The organism is Roseateles sp. P5_E8, from assembly GCF_054177665.1.
Map to the genome: position 1 here is coordinate 36,135 of NZ_JBGCUM010000022.1, position 17,616 is coordinate 53,750.

At 68.0% G+C, this 17,616-nt stretch carries 17 protein-coding genes; 15 read left to right on the forward strand and 2 right to left on the reverse strand.

Annotation, left to right across the window (positions count from 1 at the left end; translation table 11 throughout):
• Positions 1-38: 38 nt before the first annotated feature.
• The 6 genes from ACXRVZ_RS14660 (at position 39) to ileS (ending at position 7,580) form a co-directional block, all read left to right on the forward strand.
• Positions 39-1,238, forward strand: a complete 1,200-nt coding sequence (locus ACXRVZ_RS14660) for an acyl-CoA dehydrogenase family protein (protein WP_457424581.1) — start codon at positions 39-41, stop codon at positions 1,236-1,238.
• 15 nt (positions 1,239-1,253) lie between these two features.
• Positions 1,254-2,381 carry an acyl-CoA dehydrogenase family protein gene (locus ACXRVZ_RS14665; RefSeq protein WP_458232525.1) on the forward strand — a complete coding sequence of 376 codons (1,128 nt, stop codon included), beginning with the start codon at positions 1,254-1,256 and terminating at the stop codon, positions 2,379-2,381.
• A gap of 16 nt (positions 2,382-2,397) precedes the next feature.
• A complete protein-coding gene (locus ACXRVZ_RS14670) occupies positions 2,398-2,946 on the forward strand; it encodes a DUF3617 domain-containing protein (RefSeq protein ID WP_457424585.1) in 549 nt (182 codons plus the stop codon).
• Complete coding sequence (locus ACXRVZ_RS14675) at positions 2,943-3,662, forward strand: pseudouridine synthase (protein ID WP_457424587.1); 720 nt, start codon at positions 2,943-2,945, stop codon at positions 3,660-3,662. The genes ACXRVZ_RS14670 and ACXRVZ_RS14675 overlap by 4 nt, the downstream gene beginning before the upstream one ends.
• Before the next feature lie 5 nt (positions 3,663-3,667).
• Entirely contained in the window at positions 3,668-4,684 is a 1,017-nt protein-coding gene (locus tag ACXRVZ_RS14680; protein ID WP_457424589.1) for a bifunctional riboflavin kinase/FAD synthetase, read from the forward strand.
• 73 nt (positions 4,685-4,757) lie between these two features.
• On the forward strand, positions 4,758-7,580 hold the full coding sequence (ileS, locus tag ACXRVZ_RS14685; RefSeq protein ID WP_457424591.1) for an isoleucine--tRNA ligase: 2,823 nt from the start codon (positions 4,758-4,760) through the stop codon (positions 7,578-7,580).
• A gap of 6 nt (positions 7,581-7,586) precedes the next feature.
• Here ileS and ACXRVZ_RS14690 read toward each other — a convergent pair whose 3' ends face one another.
• On the reverse strand, positions 7,587-8,093 hold the full coding sequence (locus tag ACXRVZ_RS14690) for a DUF1269 domain-containing protein (protein WP_457424593.1): 507 nt from the start codon (positions 8,091-8,093) through the stop codon (positions 7,587-7,589).
• 100 nt (positions 8,094-8,193) lie between these two features.
• On the opposite strand from ACXRVZ_RS14690, the gene lspA reads away from it, so the two are divergent.
• Both lspA and ACXRVZ_RS14700 read left to right on the forward strand, forming a co-directional pair.
• A complete protein-coding gene (gene lspA / locus ACXRVZ_RS14695; protein ID WP_457424595.1) occupies positions 8,194-8,685 on the forward strand; it encodes a signal peptidase II in 492 nt (163 codons plus the stop codon).
• A 90-nt stretch (positions 8,686-8,775) separates the two neighbouring features.
• Positions 8,776-10,293, forward strand: a complete 1,518-nt coding sequence (locus tag ACXRVZ_RS14700; protein WP_457424597.1) for an ATP-binding protein — start codon at positions 8,776-8,778, stop codon at positions 10,291-10,293.
• Positions 10,294-10,364: 71 nt separating this feature from the next.
• Here the strand turns inward: ACXRVZ_RS14700 and ACXRVZ_RS14705 are convergent, their stop codons facing one another.
• Positions 10,365-11,354 carry a quinone oxidoreductase family protein gene (locus tag ACXRVZ_RS14705; RefSeq protein ID WP_457424599.1) on the reverse strand — a complete coding sequence of 330 codons (990 nt, stop codon included), beginning with the start codon at positions 11,352-11,354 and terminating at the stop codon, positions 10,365-10,367.
• A gap of 62 nt (positions 11,355-11,416) precedes the next feature.
• Here ACXRVZ_RS14705 and ACXRVZ_RS14710 point away from each other — a divergent pair, with 62 nt between their 5' ends.
• From ACXRVZ_RS14710 to ACXRVZ_RS14740, 7 genes are all read left to right on the forward strand, one after another.
• Positions 11,417-12,319: a DMT family transporter gene (locus tag ACXRVZ_RS14710; RefSeq protein WP_458232526.1), complete on the forward strand. Its 903-nt coding sequence runs from the start codon at positions 11,417-11,419 to the stop codon at positions 12,317-12,319.
• The gene (locus ACXRVZ_RS14715; protein ID WP_457424603.1) at positions 12,319-12,909 is read left to right on the forward strand and encodes an RluA family pseudouridine synthase; all 591 of its coding nucleotides are present in this window, start codon (positions 12,319-12,321) and stop codon (positions 12,907-12,909) included. Before ACXRVZ_RS14710 ends, ACXRVZ_RS14715 begins: the two co-directional genes overlap by 1 nt.
• Before the next feature lie 101 nt (positions 12,910-13,010).
• Entirely contained in the window at positions 13,011-14,573 is a 1,563-nt protein-coding gene (locus ACXRVZ_RS14720; protein WP_458232527.1) for a hypothetical protein, read from the forward strand.
• 45 nt (positions 14,574-14,618) lie between these two features.
• The gene (locus ACXRVZ_RS14725) at positions 14,619-15,281 is read left to right on the forward strand and encodes a hypothetical protein (protein WP_457424607.1); all 663 of its coding nucleotides are present in this window, start codon (positions 14,619-14,621) and stop codon (positions 15,279-15,281) included.
• 10 nt (positions 15,282-15,291) lie between these two features.
• The gene (locus ACXRVZ_RS14730; RefSeq protein ID WP_457424609.1) at positions 15,292-15,969 is read left to right on the forward strand and encodes a hypothetical protein; all 678 of its coding nucleotides are present in this window, start codon (positions 15,292-15,294) and stop codon (positions 15,967-15,969) included.
• Positions 15,970-16,001: 32 nt separating this feature from the next.
• Positions 16,002-16,706 (forward strand): SDR family NAD(P)-dependent oxidoreductase, encoded by a 705-nt coding sequence (locus tag ACXRVZ_RS14735; RefSeq protein ID WP_457424611.1) that lies wholly within the window; start codon positions 16,002-16,004, stop codon positions 16,704-16,706.
• Between the two features lie 57 nt (positions 16,707-16,763).
• Positions 16,764-17,609, forward strand: coding sequence for a Tim44 domain-containing protein (locus ACXRVZ_RS14740; RefSeq protein WP_457424613.1), 846 nt, complete (start codon positions 16,764-16,766; stop codon positions 17,607-17,609).
• The last annotated feature ends 7 nt before the right edge of the window (positions 17,610-17,616 follow it).

Consider the following 17,616-nt stretch of genomic DNA (forward strand, 5'->3'; position numbering starts at 1 on the left):
GCTAAAACGTGCGGCATTCACATCACCAAACGCGAGACATGGACCTCAACTTCACCGATGCGGAGCTGGCCTTCCGCGCCGAGGTGCGCGAATGGGTGCGCGCCAACCTGCCGGCCGACATCGCCCACAAGGTGCGCCACTCGCTGCGCCTGAACAAGGACGACCTGCAACGCTGGGCCAGGATCCTCGGCGCCAAGGGCTGGCATGGCTGGGCCTGGCCCACGCAGTTCGGCGGCCCGGGCTGGAACGCCGTGCAGCGCCATCTGTTCGAAGAGGAATGCGCCCTCGCCTGCGCGCCGCGCATCGTGCCCTTCGGTCCGGTCATGGTGGCGCCGGTCATCATGGCCTTCGGCACACCGGAGCAGCAGCAGCGCTTCCTGCCCGGCATCATGAGCGGCGAGGTCTGGTGGAGCCAGGGCTACAGCGAGCCGGGTTCGGGCTCGGACCTGGCCTCGCTGAAATGCCGCGCGGAACGCCAGGGCGACAAGTACATCGTCAACGGCCAGAAGACCTGGACGACGCTGGGCCAGTACGGTGACTGGATCTTCTGCCTCGTGCGCACGTCCTCTGAAGGCAAGCCGCAGACCGGCATCAGCTTCCTCTTGATCGACATGACCACGCCCGGCGTCAGCGTCAAGCCCATCATCATGCTGGACGGCGAGCACGAGGTGAACGAGGTCTGGTTCGACAACGTCGAGGTGCCGGCCGAGAACCTGATCGGTGAGGAGAACAAGGGCTGGACCTACGCCAAGCACCTACTCTCGCATGAGCGCACCAACATCGCCGACGTGAACCGCGCCAAGCGTGAGCTGGAGCGGCTCAAGCGCATCGCCAAGGCCGGGGGCCTGATGGACGACCAGCGCTTTCGCGACCAGATCGCGCTGTGCGAGGTCGACATCGTCGCGCTGGAAATGATGGTGCTGCGCGTGCTGTCCGGAGAGCGCACAGGCAAGCAGCCGCTGGACGTCGCGGGCCTCTTGAAGATCCGCGGCAGCGAGCTGCAGCAGCGCTATACCGAGCTGATGATGCTGGCCGGCGGCCCGCTGGCCCTGCCCTACATCCTCGAGGCCATGGAGGCCGGCTGGCAGGGCGACCAGTGGCTGGGTGGCGCCTGGATCGGCGGCGCGTCGCACGCCATTCCGTTGACCGGCAACTACCTGAACGTCCGCAAGACGACGATCTACGGCGGCTCGAACGAAGTGCAACGCAACATCGTCGCGCAGACGGTGCTTGGCTGAGCGGGAGACAAGAACATGGATTTCGATTTCTCTGAAGACCAGGAAGCCCTGCGCGACGCCGTGCGCCGTTTCGTGGAGAAGGACTACACGTTTGAACGCCGCGTGCGGATCGAAAGAGCCGGTGGCTTCGACCGCGYCGCTTGGGACGGCCTGGCTGGCCTGGGCCTGACCGCGCTGGCCGTGCCCGAGGCCCATGGGGGCCTGGGTTTCGGTGCCGTCGAAGCCATGGTGGTCATGGAAGAACTCGGCCGCGGCCTCGTGATGGAGCCGGTGGCCCAGGGCGCACTGATCGCCCCAGCCCTGCTGGGCCACGCACCCGACGATCTGCAGGCCGCCTGGCTGCCGCGCATTGCCGGCGGCGAGGCGCTGGTCGTGCTGGCCCACCAGGAAGCCAAGTCGCGCTACCGCCTGAACCGGGTCGCGACACGCGCCGTCGACGGCAAGCTGACCGGCGTGAAGAGCCTGGTGCCCGCTGGCGACGTCGCTGACGCCTTCATCGTGCCGGCCCGCGTCGCCGGCACCGACGACGCGCCGCATGGCGTGGCCCTCTATCTCGTCGAGCATTCGGCGGCCGGCGTGCAGACACGGCCCTATTCGATCTACGACGGCTCCAGGGCTGCCGAAGTCCACTTCGACAACACGCCCGCGCAGCTCATCGCCGGCCCCGACCAAGGCCTCATGCTGCTGGAGTTGGCGGCGGACATCGGCATCGCCGCGCAAGCCGCCGAAGCGATTGGCGTCATGGAGAAATACTTGGCGCTGACGGTCGAATACATGAACACGCGCAAGCAGTTCGGCGTCGTGATCTCCAGCTTCCAGGCGCTCAAGCACCGCATCGCCGACGTGAAGATGCAGCTCGAACTGGCCCGCTCCATGAGCTACTACGCCACGTTGCGCCTGGGCGAAGTGCCGGCGGTGCGCCGCCGCGCGCTGTCGCAGGCCAAGGTGCAGCTCGGCAACGCCATGCGCTTCGTCGGCCAGCAGTGCACACAGCTGCACGGCGGCATCGGTGTGACGGATGAATACGTCGGCAGCCACTACTTCAAGCGCCTGACCGTCATGGAGATGCAGTGGGGCGACACGCTCCATCATCTCGGCGAGGTCAGCGCCCGGATGCAGGACACTGCGGGGGTGTTCGCCTGACCGTGGAGGTCACCCCATGAAGTACGCCGCATTCCTGCTGGCCGGTTTGGCCGGCCTATCCCCCATTTCCAGTCAAGCCCAGACCATCAAGCCCGGGCTGTGGGAGTTCAAACAATCGCCCCAGCTCGACCCGGCACGCCAGGCCCAGATGGCCCAGGCGCAAAAGGCCATGGAGAGCATGCCGCCCGAGCAGCGCAAGATGATGGAGCAGATGATGGCCCAGAAGGGCGTCAACGTGAGCATGGCCGGCGGCGTCATCACGGTGAAGACCTGCATCACCAAGGAGCAGGCCGAGCGCAACCAGGCGCCGGTCGCTCAGCAGGGCAACTGCACGCAAGAGTCCAAGCGCAGCGGCAACGTCATCCAGACACACTTCGTCTGCACGAATCCCGCCTCCGAGGGCGACGCCGTCGTCACGCTGCGCGGCAGCGAGGGCTTCACCAACGACGTCACCATTCGCAGCCAACGACAGGGCAAGACGGAAACGACCAAGATCAGCGGCGAAGGCCGCTGGCTGGGCGCCGACTGCGGCACGGTGCAGCCAGCCAAGCCCCCGGCCAAGTGAAGCAGAAGCTCTCTCAGATCCTGTTCAGCCAGGGCTTCGGGACGCGGCGCCTGTGCGCCGGGTTGGTCTGGAACGGCGAGGTCACCGTCAATGGCGAGGTGGTTGAAGAACCCAACACCGAGTTCGAGACCGACGGCCTGCGCTTCACGGTCGACGGCCTGGAATGGCCGGTCTTCGACAAGGCGCTGATCCTGCTGAACAAGCCCGCCGGCTATGAGTGTTCGCAAAAGCCCAAGCACCACCCCAGTGTGCTCAGCCTGCTGCCGCGGCCGCTGCGCGAGCGCGGTGTGCAGCCCATTGGCCGGCTGGATGAAGACACCACCGGCCTGCTGCTGCTGACCGACGACGGCACGCTGATCCACAAGCTCACCTCGCCCAAGCACCATGTGCCCAAGGTCTACGAGGCCCGCTGCAAGCATCCGCTGACGGCCGAGATGATCGAGCGGCTGAAGACCGGCGTGGAACTGCGCGAGGCCGAAGGCAAGCCGGGCAGCGAGATCACGCATGCCGAGGGCGCCGAGATCGTCGACGAGACGCTGCTGCGGCTGACTCTCATCGAGGGCAAGTACCACCAGGTCAAGCGCATGGTCGCGGCCGTCGGCAACCGCGTCGAGGCCTTGCACCGGCCGCAGTTCGGGGCGCTGACGCTGCCGGCCGACCTCGCCCCAGGGCAATGGCGCTGGATCGCCAGCCCGGCCGAGGTCTGGGGACAATAGGCCGCATGCGAGTTTTCAGAGGTTTTCGCCACCCCGACATCGCACCCGCCTGCGCGCTGACCATCGGCAACTTCGACGGCGTGCACCGCGGCCACCAGGCCATGCTGGCGCTGCTGCAGTCCGAGGCCCGCCACAGAAGCCTTCCGACTTGCGTGCTGACTTTCGAGCCGCATCCCCGCGATTTCTTTGCCGCCAAAGCCGGTAAACCCGAGTTGGCCCCCGCCCGCATCGCCAACCTGCGCGACAAGCTGGTGGAGCTGGAGCGCTGCGGCGTCGATCAGGTGGTCATCCTGCGCTTTGACGAGGCGCTGGCCTCGCTGCCGGCGCAGGACTTCATCCGCCAGGTGCTCATCGAGGGCCTGGGCGCGCGCTACGTGCTGGTCGGCGACGACTTCCGCTTCGGCGCCAAGCGCCAGGGCGACTACGCGACGCTCGACGCCGCGGGCCAGGCGCGTGGCTTTGACGTCGCCCGCATGATGAGCTACGAGGTGCACGGCCTGCGCGTCAGCAGTTCTGCCGTGCGCGAGGCGCTGGCATTAGGCGACATGGTCGCTGCCGCCGCGCTGCTGGGCCGGCCCTATGCCATTTCGGGTCATGTCACGCACGGCCGCAAGCTGGGCCGCCAACTGGGCGAGACGGCGCCCGGCGCCGCCGATGGTTTCCGCACGCTGAACCTGCGCTTCGAGCATGACAAGCCGGCGGCCAGCGGCATCTTCGCGGTCCTGGTGCACGGCCTGGCGGCCGAGCCGCTACCGGGCGTCGCCAGCCTCGGTCGACGCCCCACCATCGAGGACGCCGGCCGCGTGCTGCTGGAGGTCCACTGCCTGGACTGGCCCCTGAGCCCAGAGGGGGGCTACGGTAAACTCGCCCGCGTGGAACTGCTGCACAAACTTCGCGACGAAGCCAAGTACGACGGGCTGGATGCGCTCACGGCCGCCATCGCGGCGGACACAGAAGCAGCTCGCGCCTTCCAGGCCACGCACGCGGCCCAGCGCCGCCAGACCACACGCGACCGAATTTGAAGCGGCTCCCCGCCGCTCTTCGTCCGCCCTCCCCCGTTTTTCGACCGCCAGGCTTGCCGCCTGGCCGCATGCCATGACCACGCCTGACTACCGTTCCACGCTCAACCTGCCCGACACGCCCTTCCCGATGCGCGGCGACCTGCCCAAGCGCGAGCCGGGCTGGGTCAAGGCCTGGGAAGAGCAAGGCCTGTACAAGCGACTGCGCGACGCCCGCTGCAACGCGCCCAAGTTCGTGCTGCACGACGGCCCGCCCTATGCCAACGGCCAGATCCACATCGGCCACGCCGCCAACAAGATCCTGAAGGACATGATCGTCAAGGCGCGCCAGCTGGCGGGCTTCGACGCGGCCTACATCCCCGGCTGGGACTGCCACGGCCTGCCCATCGAGAACCAGATCGAGAAGACCTTCGGCCGCGGCCTGCCGCGCGACGAAGTGCAGGCCAAGAGCCGCGCCTACGCCACCGAGCAGATCGACGGCCAACGCGCGGACTTCAAGCGCCTGGGCGTGCTGGGCGAGTGGGACAACCCCTATCGCACGATGAACTTCGCCAACGAGGCCGGCGAGATCCGCGTGCTCAAACGCATGTTCGAGCGCGGCTTCGTCTACCGTGGGTTGAAGCCCGTCTACTGGTGCTTCGACTGCGGCTCGTCGCTGGCGGAGTTCGAGATCGAGTACGCGGACAAGCAGTCGCCTGCTGTCGACGTGGCCTTCCTGTCCGCCGAGCCCGAGAAGCTGGCCGCCGCGTTCGGCGTCGCACCGCTCAACAAGGAAGCGTTCACCGTCATCTGGACGACGACGCCCTGGACCATCCCCGCCAACCAGGCGCTCAACCTCAACCCCGAGCTGCCCTACGCGCTGGTCGACACGCCCAAGGGATTCTTCGTCGTCGCCGAGGCGCTGGTGGAGAAGTGCCTGGCGCGTTGGCAGCTGGAAGGCAGCGTCGTCGCGACGACGCCGGGCCGCGCGCTGGAGCTGCTGAAGTTCAAGCACCCGCTGGCCCACGTCGATCCTGGCTACGACCGCGAAAGCCCGGTCTACCTGGCCGACTACGCGACGGCCGAAGACGGCACCGGTGTCGTCCACTCCGCGCCCGCCTACGGCCTGGACGACTTCCAGTCCTGCGTCGCCCATGGCCTGGCCTTTGACGACATCCTGAACCCTGTGCAGGGCAACGGCGCCTACGCGGCAGACCTGCCGCTGTTCGGCGGCCAGCACATCTGGAAGGCCAACGCCGTCGTCACGCAGACGCTGCTGGATGCTGGCCGGCTGATGGCGCAGTCGAAGCTGACCCACAGCTACCCGCACTGCTGGCGCCACAAGTCGCCCGTCATCTACCGCGCCGCCGCCCAGTGGTTCGTGCGCATGGACGATGGCGACGGCTTGTTCACGCAGGACAAGGCACCCGACAGCCTGCGCAAGACTGCGCTGGCCGCCATCGAAGCCACCAGCTTCTATCCCGAGAACGGCCGCGCTCGCCTGCACGACATGATCGCCGGCCGACCCGACTGGTGCATCTCGCGCCAGCGCAGCTGGGGCGTGCCACTGCCCATCTTCCTGCACAAGGACACGGGCGAGGCGCACCCGAACACGCTGGAATTCATCGAGCGCGCCGCGCAGCTCGTGGAGGCCAACGGCATCGAGGCCTGGTCCAAGCTCGACGCCACCGAATGGCTGGGCGACGAGGCCGCGCAGTACACCAAGGGTCAGGACATCCTCGACGTTTGGTTCGACTCCGGCTCGACGTTCGAGCATGTCCTCAAGGGCAGCCACAAGGGCGCCGGCCACGAGACCGGCCCCGAGGCCGACTTGTATCTGGAAGGCCACGACCAGCACCGCGGCTGGTTCCACTCCTCGCTGCTGATCGCCTGCGCCCTCTACGGCCGTGCGCCCTACAAGGGCCTGCTGACCCACGGCTTCGTCGTCGACGGCAAGGGCCGCAAGATGAGCAAGTCGGACGGCAACGTCGTCGCGCCGCAGGCCGTGTCGGACAAGTACGGCGCCGAGATCCTGCGCCTGTGGACGGCTGCAACCGACTACTCGGGCGACCTCGGCCTGGACGACAAGATCCTTGCCCGCGTGGTGGACAGCTACCGGCGCGTGCGCAACACGCTGCGCTTCCTGCTCGCCAACGTCAGCGACTTTGACCCAGCCACCGACGCCGTTTCGCCTGCAGAACTGCTGGAAGTCGACCGCTATGCGCTGGCCCGCGCGGCCGAGCTGCAGACTGACATCCTGGCCCACTTCGAGCGCTACGAGTTCCACCCGGTGGTCTCGAAGCTGCAGGTCTACTGCTCCGAGGACCTCGGCGCCTTCTACCTGGACGTGCTGAAGGACCGCCTCTACACAACCGCCCCCAGGAGCCTGGCGCGCCGCTCGGCGCAGACGGCGCTGTGGCAGATCACGCACGGCATGCTGCGCTGGATGGCACCCTTCCTCAGCTTCACCGCTGAAGAGGCGTGGCAAGTCTTTGGCAAGGGTGAGAGCATCTTCACCGAGACCTACTGGGACTTCGGCAAGACCGACTCAGGCCTGCTGGCCAAGTGGCAGCGCATCCACGCCATCCGCGACGAGGTCAACAAGGCCATCGAGGCGGTGCGCGTGACGGGTGCGGTCGGCGCCTCGCTGCAGGCCGAGCTTGTGCTCAAGGTGAACGAGCAGGACCAGATGCTCCTCACCAGCCTGGGCGACGACCTGCGCTTCGTCTTCATCACGTCGGCGGTCAGGCTGGTGTCGGCCGCAGAACTGGGTGTCACGGTCACGCCCAGCGCCCACGCCAAGTGCGAGCGCTGCTGGCACTACCGCTCGGACGTCGGCAGCATCGCCGCCCACCCGACGCTGTGCGGTCGTTGCGACAGCAACCTGCACGGCGCCGGCGAGACCCGCACCGTCGCCTGACTCCGGTCAGGGGAACGCAGGCACGTTGGGTTCAAGCCCCTCGAAGTGGGCCTCTGGGTGGGTGCGCTCGAGTAAGCGCTCGATCTCGCCCACCCGTGTGCGCGGCACGTCGACGATGAGCAGGTACTGCCCCTCGCCGATGGCCCGCTCGAAGCGCCGCAGCCGCCGGCTCGGCGTGGAGCTGCCGATCATGCTGGACGACCAGGTGCCCAGCATGGCGCCCACGGCGGCAATGCCAATGACGATGGCGGCCGGCGAGCTCGGGTCAAACGCGAACGACGCCGCCACACCACCCGCCGCGCCAAGGCCCGAGCCGATCAGCGCGCCGCTCTGGGCCGCCTCGACGAGGTCCGAGGTCTGCAGCACATTGGCCGCGTGCAGGCCGTCCATGGTCGCGCCCTCCTGGGCCACGAAATGGATGTGGTGCTCGGTGATGCGGGCGAGCAGCAGCTCGTCCATCGTCCGCCGCGCGCTGCCCAGGTCGGGCAACAGCCAGTAGATGCGCTTTCGCATGGTGTCCTCCAAGGGGAAGGGAGAATTCGACTTCTACGCCCCTTAGCCGGCGCCCACAAGCCCCGGGTACATTGGCGCCCCCGCCTGATCGTCCTTGCACATGCCCTCCCGCTCCTCCTCTGCACCCGGCCTCGCCCAATGGCTGCTCATCGCCGCCTTGATCATCGTCGCCGACCAGTTGACCAAGATCCTMATCCTCGGCAGCTTCCAACTGGGTGACGTGCGCCCCGTCACCGGCTTCTTCAACCTCGTGCGCGCCCACAACTACGGCGCGGCGTTCAGCTTCCTGCATGGCGCCTCGGGCTGGCAGCGCTGGTTCTTCATCGGTCTGGGCACGGTCGCCGCCGTCTTCATCATCTGGATGCTGCGCCGCCACGGCCAGCAGAAGCTGTTCGCCTGGGCGCTGACCCTCATCCTGGGCGGCGCCATCGGCAACGTCATCGACCGCGCCATCCACGGCTACGTCGTCGACTTCATCCAGATCCACGCAAGCGGCTGGTTCTTCCCGGCCTTCAATGTGGCCGACAGCGCCATCACCGTCGGCGCTGTCTTGCTGGTGCTGGACGAATTGCGGCGCGTGCGACGGGCCTAAATAGCACCGACCCAGGGAAAGCGCGTGCAGTAGTTCACGCGCTCAGGTGTGACAAAAGGTGAGAATTACCGGCCTCATTTTGCGTCCCTCATGCTCCTCGACTTCGCCAGCCTCAGCCACTACGACTGGCTCGACGTCCCCCTCTGGGTCTTCGATCCCGACCATCGGCGCAACCTGTGGGCCAATGCGGCCGCCCTGCGCTTCTGGCATGCCGACAGTGCCGAGGAATTCCTGTCGCGCGACTTCTCCGAGCATGGCGACGCCGTGCAGGAGCGCCTGGCCGTCACGGCGGCCGACCACGCCCAGGGCAAGATCGTCCGCGAGCTGTGGACCCTCTACCCCAAGGGCGAACCCACCTCGGTGATGCTGGTCTCGCGCGGCATGCGCACGCCCGACCGCCGCCAGGTCATGCTGTTCGCGGCCGACTCGCTCGGCGGCGGCGCCGACCTCTCCATGCTGCGCGGCGTCGAGGCCTTGCAGCACACCTCCGCGCGCATCGGCGTCTTCACGCTGGAGCGGGGTGACCTGCTGATGCGCAACCCGGCCGCCGCAATGACCTTCGGCGACACGCCGCCGCCCGCTGGTGGCAGCGAGTTCAGCCGCCTGTTTGCCCACTGGCACGACGCCGCCGGCATCCTTGCCCGCGTGCAGCGCGGCGAGGCCTGCCGCCAGGATGTCGAACTGCAGACGCTGGCCGGCCCCTGCTGGCATGCGCTGGACGCGCGGCCCATGCGCGACCCGATCACCGGCGACACGGTGCTGCTGCTCAATGCGCGGGACATCGCCGACCTCAAGGCCAGCCAGGCCGCACTCGTCGCCGCCCGAGAGGCCGCCGAAGCGGCCAGCCAGGCCAAGAGCAGTTTCCTGGCCAACATGAGCCACGAGATCCGCACACCCATGAACGGCGTGCTGGGCCTGACCGAACTCGTGCTGCAGACCGATCTGACCGAGCGCCAGCGCCGCTTCATTGGCCTGGCCCACCAATCCGCCAAGGGCTTGATGACCATCATCAACGACGTGCTGGACGTGGCCAAGATCGAGGCCGGTCGCATCGTCATGGACGAGCAACCCTTCAGCCTGCACGGCTGCCTCAGCGAAGCCGTGCAGCCGCTGCTGTTGCAGGCCCACGACAAGGGCATACAGCTGCATGCCCTCGTGCAGGCCGGCGTGCCGGCTGACCTGGTGGGCGACGCGTTGCGGCTGCGCCAGGTGCTGATCAACCTGATCGGCAATGCGCTGAAGTTCACCGAGCACGGCGAAGTGCGCGTCGAGATCGCGCTCGCCGACATCGATGCGGACGATGGCCCCGAACGGCTGCGGCTGCGCGTGGCCGTCACCGACACCGGCATCGGCATGACGCGCGACCAGATCGGCCAGATATTCGACCCGTTCACCCAGGCCGATGGCAGCATCACCCGCCGCTACGGCGGCACCGGCCTGGGCCTGACCATCGTGCAGCGCCTGGTGGACCTGATGGGCGGCTCGGTGGCTGTGGAAAGCGCGCCGGGAGTCGGCTCCAGCTTCAGCTTCGAGATTGCCGTGGGCCGGGTGGCGCAACGGCTGGCAGAGCCGCTGTCCGACGAACGAACTGAAGCGCGGGCCGCCTAGGCAAGCCACGCGAGTCGGGGTAAGCAGCTTGCGCCTGACGAAGCCGGACTTTGCGCCGGCTTTTTCGTTGCTCAGGGCAGCAACACGGCGCTGCCCGTCAGCAGACGCGCCTCCAGGTCGCGGTGCGCCTGGGTCACGTCGCCCAGGGCATACCGCCTGTCTATGCGCAGCTTGACCTGCCCGCTGCCCACCACGGCGAAGAGTTCGTCGCCCATGGCCTGGGTGCTTTCCAGTGTGGCGATGTGGGTGAACAGCGTCGGCCGCGTCACATAGAGCGAGCCCTTGGCCGCCAGCGTGCCGATGTTGACCGGCGGCACCGGCCCAGAGGCGCCGCCGAAGCTGGCGAGCAGACCGAAGGGCGCGAGGCTGTTCAGCGAGCCCTCCCAGGTATCGGCGCCCACCGAGTCGTAGACCACCTTCACGCCGCGGCCGCCGGTGATCTCGCGCACGCGAGCCGCGAAGTCGGTGTCGCGGCGGTAGTTGATGGCGTGCGCCGCGCCGTGTTCCAGCGCGAGGGCGCATTTCTCGTCGCTGCCCGCCGTGGCGATGAGCTGCAGGCCCAGCGCCCTGGCCCATTGGCAGGCAATCAGGCCGACACCGCCGGCCGCCGCATGGAAGAGCACATGGTCGCCCGGCTGCAGCCCGCCCTGAGGCAGCGTCTTGCGCAGCAGGTATTGCACCGTCAGGCCCTTGAGCATCATGGCCGCCGCCGTTTCGAAGGCGATGCCGTCGGGCAGCTTCAGCACGGCCTTGGCGGGCATGACACGCGCCGTGGCATAGGCGCCGGGCGGCCCGCTGGCATAGGCGGCGCGGTCGCCCGGCTGCAGGTGGGCGACGCCCTCGCCCACCGCCTCGACGACGCCCGCGCCCTCCATGCCCAGGTGGGCCGGCACTGGCAGCGGATAGGTGCCATTGCGGTGATAGACGTCGATGTAGTTCAGACCGACCGCTTCATGGCGGATGCGGATCTCGCCGGGGCCGGGCGCTCCGACCTCGACCTCCACCAGCTTCAGTTGTTCCGGCCCGCCGGGGGCCTCAATCACCACGGCCTTTTCGCTCATGCGACGTCTCCAATTGCAAGGTCAGCTATCGTGCCAGCCCTTTGCACGCCGCGCCGCCGTTGATGAAGCTGACCCCACGCCTTGCCCTGCTGTTGACGCTGCCGCCGCTGCTGTGGGCCGGCAATGCCGTCGTCGGGCGGTTGGTGCGCGACGCCATCCCGCCGATGACGCTGAACGCGCTGCGCTGGGGCCTTGCCTTCCTGCTGCTGGCGCCGCTGGCCTGGCGGCTGCTGGCGCGGCCGCGCGAGGCGCTGGTGCGCTGGCGCAGCCTGGCCTGGCTGGGCTTCTTGGGCATGGGTTGCTACAACGCGCTGCAATACCTGGCCCTGCACACTTCGTCGCCGCTGAACGTCACCCTCATCACAGCCAGCATGCCGGTCTGGATGCTGGGCGTGGGCGCCCTCTTCTACGGCGTGAAACCGACCCGCCGCCAGCTCGCCGGCGCGCTGCTGTCTCTGGCCGGCGTGGCCCTGGTCATCGCTCGCGGCGACCCGGCGGCGCTGCTGGCCGTGCACTTCGTGCCGGGCGACCTGCTGATGCTGGTGGCCATCTTCACCTGGGCCGTCTACTCGTGGATGCTGGCGCGGCCGATGAAGGGCATGCGGCCCGGTGAAAAGCCGGACTGGAACTGGGCCGAGTCGCTGATGGCGCAGCTGATGTTCGGCGTCGTCTTTTCGGCGGTGTCGGCCGGCGTGGAGCAGACCATCGCGCCCGCAGCCATCCACTGGAGCCCGACGCTCGTCGCGGTACTGGCCTATGTCGCCATCGGCCCCTCGCTGATCGCCTATCGCTGCTGGGGCCTGGGCGTGGCCGAGGCCGGGCCGGCGCTGGCCGGCTTCTTCGTCAACCTGACGCCGGTGTTCGCCGCCATCATCTCGGCGGCCCTGCTGGGCGTGGCGCCGGCCTGGTACCACGGCGTGGCCTTCGCGCTGATCGCCGCGGGCATCGTCGTATCGAGCCGCTGATGCGGGTGCTGCATGCCGATGACCGCCTGGTCGTCATCGACAAGCCAGCCGGCATGCTCAGCGTGCCGGGCCGCACCGAGCCCGACTGCGCCAGCGCCCGCGTGCAGCAGCTCTACCCCGATGCGCTCGTCGTGCATCGCCTGGACCAGGCGACTTCCGGCCTGCTGCTGTTCGCGCGTGGCGTGCATGAGCAACGCCAGCTCAGCGCCGACTTCGCCGAACGACGGGTCGACAAGCGCTATGTCGCCGTCGTCGCCGGCCGGCTCGATGGCGAGGGCTTCATCGACCTGCCGATAGGCGCCGACTGGCCCAACCGCCCGCGCCGGCAGGTCGACATCGAGAGCGGCAAGCCGTCGCAGACGCGCTGGCGCGTGCTGGCGCATGAAGGCCCCCACACCCGCGTCGCGCTGGAACCGCTGACCGGCCGAACCCACCAACTGCGCGTACACATGGCGGCGCTGGGCCACGCCATCCTGGGCGACGCGCTGTACGCGGCGCCCGACATCGCTGCGGCCAGCCCCCGCTTGCTACTGCATGCGCACGAACTGCGCGTAAGCGGCAATTACTTCACTTGTCCGCCCGAGTTCTAGGTCGAACGCCAGCACTGCTTTCCTAAGATGCCGCCCCGGGTGACCGCCGCTTGATTGCGCGCGGTTGGAGGCGACTCTGAATGGGTAAAACAGAGCGAACGATGAAGAACGGTACGAGAAGGCTGGCGGCCTTGCTGCTGAGCGTGGCCTGTCTGCTGCCACTTGGCGCGCGAGCACAGGACGCAGATCCGGCAGTCTGGGGCGTCTACGCCCAGTTGATCGGCGCCAAGCTGGCCAGCCCGCCGGACAAGGGTGGCATCACCTATTCCTGGCGCTGGAACAGTGGCCGGACGGCCATCATCGAAACACTCGGCGCGGAATCGAGAACCAGCGAGATTTCTTCGCTGGGAGACGGCAAGCTCGCCCGCAACGTCGACGGCAAACAAACCTGGACCGGCACGATCGAACCCGACGGCGCCGTCGTCTGGGACCCGATCGGCTTCATGGCCCGCTTGGCGGGAACCCCCCACCGGGTTCGGCTGGACGGCGACGCACTGTTGATGGACAGGGTGGAGCTGAAGGACGGCCGGGTTGTCCAATCCTCGCCCCTGGTGCGACTGGTCGGCTCCCTGCCTGTCCGCGCTCCCGTCGCCGCTGCGGCGGCATCCGCCGCCGAGCCGGCCTCCGCGCCCGTGGCTCCCACGCAAATCGCCATTGCTGCACAGGCGCCCGAGGCAGCCACGGACGAGCCCGTCGCTGCGCCCCGCACGCTGTCTGCCGAAGACCTTGTCAAGCTGCGCGCCGGCATGGCGCGCGACAAGGTGCAGCGGGCCGAAATGCTGAAACGCCAGCAGGAAGAAGCGCGGCAGCAGCAGGAAGCGCAGCGGCAACGGGCCGAACTCGAGGCACACGAGAGACGCATGGCGGCGCAGCGTGCCGCAGAGGAACGGGACGAAGAGCGCGCATCGAGCGACGCCTTCGCCGGCGCGCTGATGAGCGGCCTGAACACCTTCAAAAACGAGGTCGCGAAGAACCAGGCGCAGCACGCCCAGCAACAGGCCTTCGTCGCCAACCTGCAACGGCAACAGCAACAGGCTGCCGACGCACGCCAGCGCGAGCAGGACCGCCAGCGCCAGGCCGCGGCGCCGCCTCAGCCCTACCGCCAGCCACAGGCCACGGCGCAGCAGCAGCAGCAGCGCCCGCCTGCCGGGACTACCGTGGCCAGCAACAGCCAGCCGGRCCAGGCCGCACAAGCCTCCCAGCCCACCGCCGACGCGGCGGACCGGGCACTGCGTGAGCGTGCCGCAGCAGAACGCCAGCGCCTGCAACTGGCTGCGGCCCCGCAACGCACGACGCCCGCCACACCTGCCGCGGTGCAGGCGCCGGCGCCCCGCCCGGAACCCGCCGAGCGGGCGCCCACCCCCTACGCCGCCGTGCTCAAGCACAACATGTCCAAGGGCAGCAAGTCCAACGTCCATCCGACCTGCTACTCCAACGTGCTGAGGCTTCGCATTCCCGCCGGCCAGTCGCCGGCCAGCGTCATCGAGCCGCTCTACGCGCAGTTCGTGTCGCAATGCCAGCAAACGATCGACGGCGTGCTGCGCGGCCCGTTGACGGCCAGCCCTGGCTGGTCCAGCGACATGAGTGGCGACGACTTTGGTTCGCTGTTGCGGAACCTGGGGAACTGGAAGGAGAACGTGCAGGTGCACGTGTCCGCCCCTTGAACCGCAGGCCGGCTTCATTCAGATCTTGAACAACAGAGGTAGAAGATGCGACGGATAGCCCATCTCGTCATGCTCGCCTGCGCGGTGTCGCCGCTCATGGCACAAGCTCAGCAGGCCGCGCAGACTGCGGAAGGTGCGCAGCGGTTCCTGGCCGCCCTGGTCAAGAAAGGCGCCGCACAGGCATGGTTTGTCGACGCGCAGGGGCGGACCAACCACGTGCGAGGCAAGGCGACCAGGACGACGACGCACATCGGCATCCTGGGCAGCGAAGAAACAAAGTCTGAGCGGGCCGTAGAGAAGCCGTTGGCGCCGTTCGTCGTCACGGAGATCGACAGCGAGACGGCAAGCGGCCAGAAGGACGCCTGTTTGACCCGCATCACGAAGTGGGAAGTGCGGGATCAGCTCACCGAAACACGCGGCTGGCAGGAGACGGATTCCGGCATCCTGATCGACACGCCCATCTTGCATTCAGAAATCATTCTGTATGAGCTGTCCCCGGAGCTGGCTGCTGCGCACCGGATCGACTGGCGCAACGTCAAGCTGAGTCGCAGCACGAATGGCGCGCAGATCACCGCGTCGTTCAAGGAAAAGAATTTCCTCGCCAACCTGGCCTTCGTCCCGGGCGAGCCGGAACTGGCCGACCGTATCGAATACGCGATGAAGTTCCTGAAGCTGAGCTGCGACGACACGACGGCCACGGGCTTCTGACGGAGTTTCGATGAACAAGATGCGCTGGATCGCCACGCTGAGCGTCCTCGGCTGCACCCTGTGCGCGACGCTGGCCGAGGCCCAGCAGCCCACGCAGACCGCCGACGGTGCACAGAAGTTCCTGGCAACGCTGGTCGCGAAAGGCAATGCCACGACCTGGTTTGTCGATGCCCAGAACCGCCGCAACTACGTGCGGAACATGGCCAAGGTGACCACCGTCGAATTCGCCGCCGTGTTCTTCGACGACCCCGTGGAGTGGCAGAAGCCGATCGAGAAACAGCTGTTGCCGTTCACGCTCAGCGAGATCGACACGCTGGGCCCGAAAGAGAAGCCGGACGCCTGCATGACGCGGCTGGCCAAGTGGCGAGTGAACGAGAAAGAGCAGATGGTCGAAACCCAGACCTGGCGGACCACGAAGCCAGGCTTTCTGAAAGACCAGCTCTACGAGCACAGGCTGAGCGGCACCTATGAACCGTCGCCCGAACTGCTGGCGCCGCACTGGATTGACTGGCGCAACGTCACGCTTACCCGCACGCCCGAGGGCACACAGATGACGGCGTCGTTCAAGGGCAAGGACCTCACCGCCAACCTGGCCTTCAGCGGCGAGACGGAGCTCATCGATCGCGTCGAGTACGCGATGAAGTTCCTGAAGATGAGCTGCGACGACAGCACGGCCACCGGCTTCTGACCTTGACCGCCGCGGGCCGCTAGAGTCGGCCCATGCACCTCTACATCGTCACCGGCAGCTCGCGCGGCCTCGGCGCCGCTCTCGTCGAACAACTGGCCCGGCCCGGCAACGCCGTCATCGGCATCGCGCGCCGGCTCAACCCGGCACTCAAGGCCGAGCAATGGACGCTCGACCTCGCCGAACCCCTGCCCGCCGCCGAACGCCTGCAGGCCTGGTTGCGCGCCAACACCGGCTGGGCCAGCGCCACGTTGATCAACAACGCCGCGCTGCTGAGCGCCCCCGGCCCGCTGTCCGCGACCGAGTTGCAGGAGCTGTCCGCTGCGCTGCGCGTCGGCCTGGAGGCACCAACGCTGCTGAGCCGCGTCTTCCTGGCCGAGACGGCCGGCGTGCCCACCCGGCGCATCCTCAACATCTCCTCCGGCCTGGGCCGCCGCGCCATGGCCGGCAGTGCCGCCTACTGCGCCATCAAGGCGGGGCTGGACCATCTGAGCCGGGCGCTGGCGCTGGAAGCACTCGACGTCGGCGTCGTGTCCCTGGCGCCTGGCGTCATCGACACCGACATGCAGGTGCTGCTGCGCGCTGCCGACCCCGCCCGTTTCCCCGAACAGGCGCGCTTCCAGGGCCTGAAGGACGGCGGCCAGTTGCAGACGGCCGAGGCGACGGCAGCATCCGTCATTCAGTTTTTGGCGCGGCCAGACTTCGGAAAAACAAGCGTCGCGGATATTCGAGATGCTTGAAAATCCTGAATCTAGCCTCAGCTACGCTGGGCTCGTTCCCTTTCTTCTGGAGACTGCATGAACCGCATCCTCGCTGTGAGCCTGGCCGCCCTGCTGGCCATTGCCCTGCCTGTCCACGATGCCGAGGCCAAGCGCCTGGGCGGCGGTGGCATCAAGCGCAGCGTGCCCACGCAGACCACGCCGCAGACACCACCGGCCCAGCAGGCCGCTCCGGCCAAGCAGGCCGGCGCCGCACCCGCCGCGGCGCCCGCTGCGGCGGCACCCAAGCGCTCCTGGCTTGGCCCCATCGCCGGGATCGCGGCCGGCCTGGGCCTGGCCGCGCTGGCCAGCCACTTCGGCTTCGGTGCCGAACTCGCCAACATCATGACGATGGTGTTGATCGGCATGGTCGCGGTCTTCGTGATCGGCTTCCTGGTGCGCCGTTTTGCCAAGCCCAAGGTGCAACTGGCCGGTGCCAACGGCGCCAACTTCCGCGCCGCCCAGCCGGAATGGGCGCCCCAGGCTGCCCCGGCCGCGGCCGCTGCGTCGATGGCCGCTGCGCCGGGTGATTTCGACACCGCAGGCTTCGAGAAGCTCGCCAAGCAGGTCTTCCTGCGCCTTCAGGCCGCCAACGACGCGGGCGACCAGGCCGACCTGCGCCGCTTCACCACGCCGCAGATGTACGCCAGCATCCAGCACGACCTGCTGGAGCGCGGCAGCCAAAAGCAGCAGACCGAGGTGGTGCAGCTGAGCGCCAACGTCGTCGACATCGCCACCGAGAACGGCGAGCAGATCGTCTCGGTACGCTTCTCCGGCCAGGTGCGCGAGGACGCCGCACCGGCAGCCGAGGCCTTCGACGAGATCTGGCATCTGGTCAAGGCCGGCGAGGGCTGGCTGATCGCCGGCATCCAGCAGACGGCATGACCCACGC

Bases quoted from the DNA above. Each gene is read 5' to 3' on its own strand.
- ACXRVZ_RS14705 (WP_457424599.1), bottom strand. From the start codon at position 11,354: ATGAGCGAAAAGGCCGTGGTGATTGAGGCCCCCGGCGGGCCGGAACAA.
- ACXRVZ_RS14740 (WP_457424613.1), top strand. From the start codon at position 16,764: ATGAACCGCATCCTCGCTGTGAGCCTGGCCGCCCTGCTGGCCATTGCC.
- ACXRVZ_RS14700 (WP_457424597.1), top strand. From the start codon at position 8,776: ATGCTCCTCGACTTCGCCAGCCTCAGCCACTACGACTGGCTCGACGTC.
- ACXRVZ_RS14730 (WP_457424609.1), top strand. From the start codon at position 15,292: ATGAACAAGATGCGCTGGATCGCCACGCTGAGCGTCCTCGGCTGCACC.
- ACXRVZ_RS14715 (WP_457424603.1), top strand. From the start codon at position 12,319: ATGCGGGTGCTGCATGCCGATGACCGCCTGGTCGTCATCGACAAGCCA.
- ACXRVZ_RS14735 (WP_457424611.1), top strand. From the start codon at position 16,002: ATGCACCTCTACATCGTCACCGGCAGCTCGCGCGGCCTCGGCGCCGCT.
- ACXRVZ_RS14680 (WP_457424589.1), top strand. From the start codon at position 3,668: ATGCGAGTTTTCAGAGGTTTTCGCCACCCCGACATCGCACCCGCCTGC.
- ACXRVZ_RS14660 (WP_457424581.1), top strand. From the start codon at position 39: ATGGACCTCAACTTCACCGATGCGGAGCTGGCCTTCCGCGCCGAGGTG.
- ACXRVZ_RS14710 (WP_458232526.1), top strand. From the start codon at position 11,417: ATGAAGCTGACCCCACGCCTTGCCCTGCTGTTGACGCTGCCGCCGCTG.
- ACXRVZ_RS14670 (WP_457424585.1), top strand. From the start codon at position 2,398: ATGAAGTACGCCGCATTCCTGCTGGCCGGTTTGGCCGGCCTATCCCCC.
- ACXRVZ_RS14725 (WP_457424607.1), top strand. From the start codon at position 14,619: ATGCGACGGATAGCCCATCTCGTCATGCTCGCCTGCGCGGTGTCGCCG.
- ileS (WP_457424591.1), top strand. From the start codon at position 4,758: ATGACCACGCCTGACTACCGTTCCACGCTCAACCTGCCCGACACGCCC.
- ACXRVZ_RS14690 (WP_457424593.1), bottom strand. From the start codon at position 8,093: ATGCGAAAGCGCATCTACTGGCTGTTGCCCGACCTGGGCAGCGCGCGG.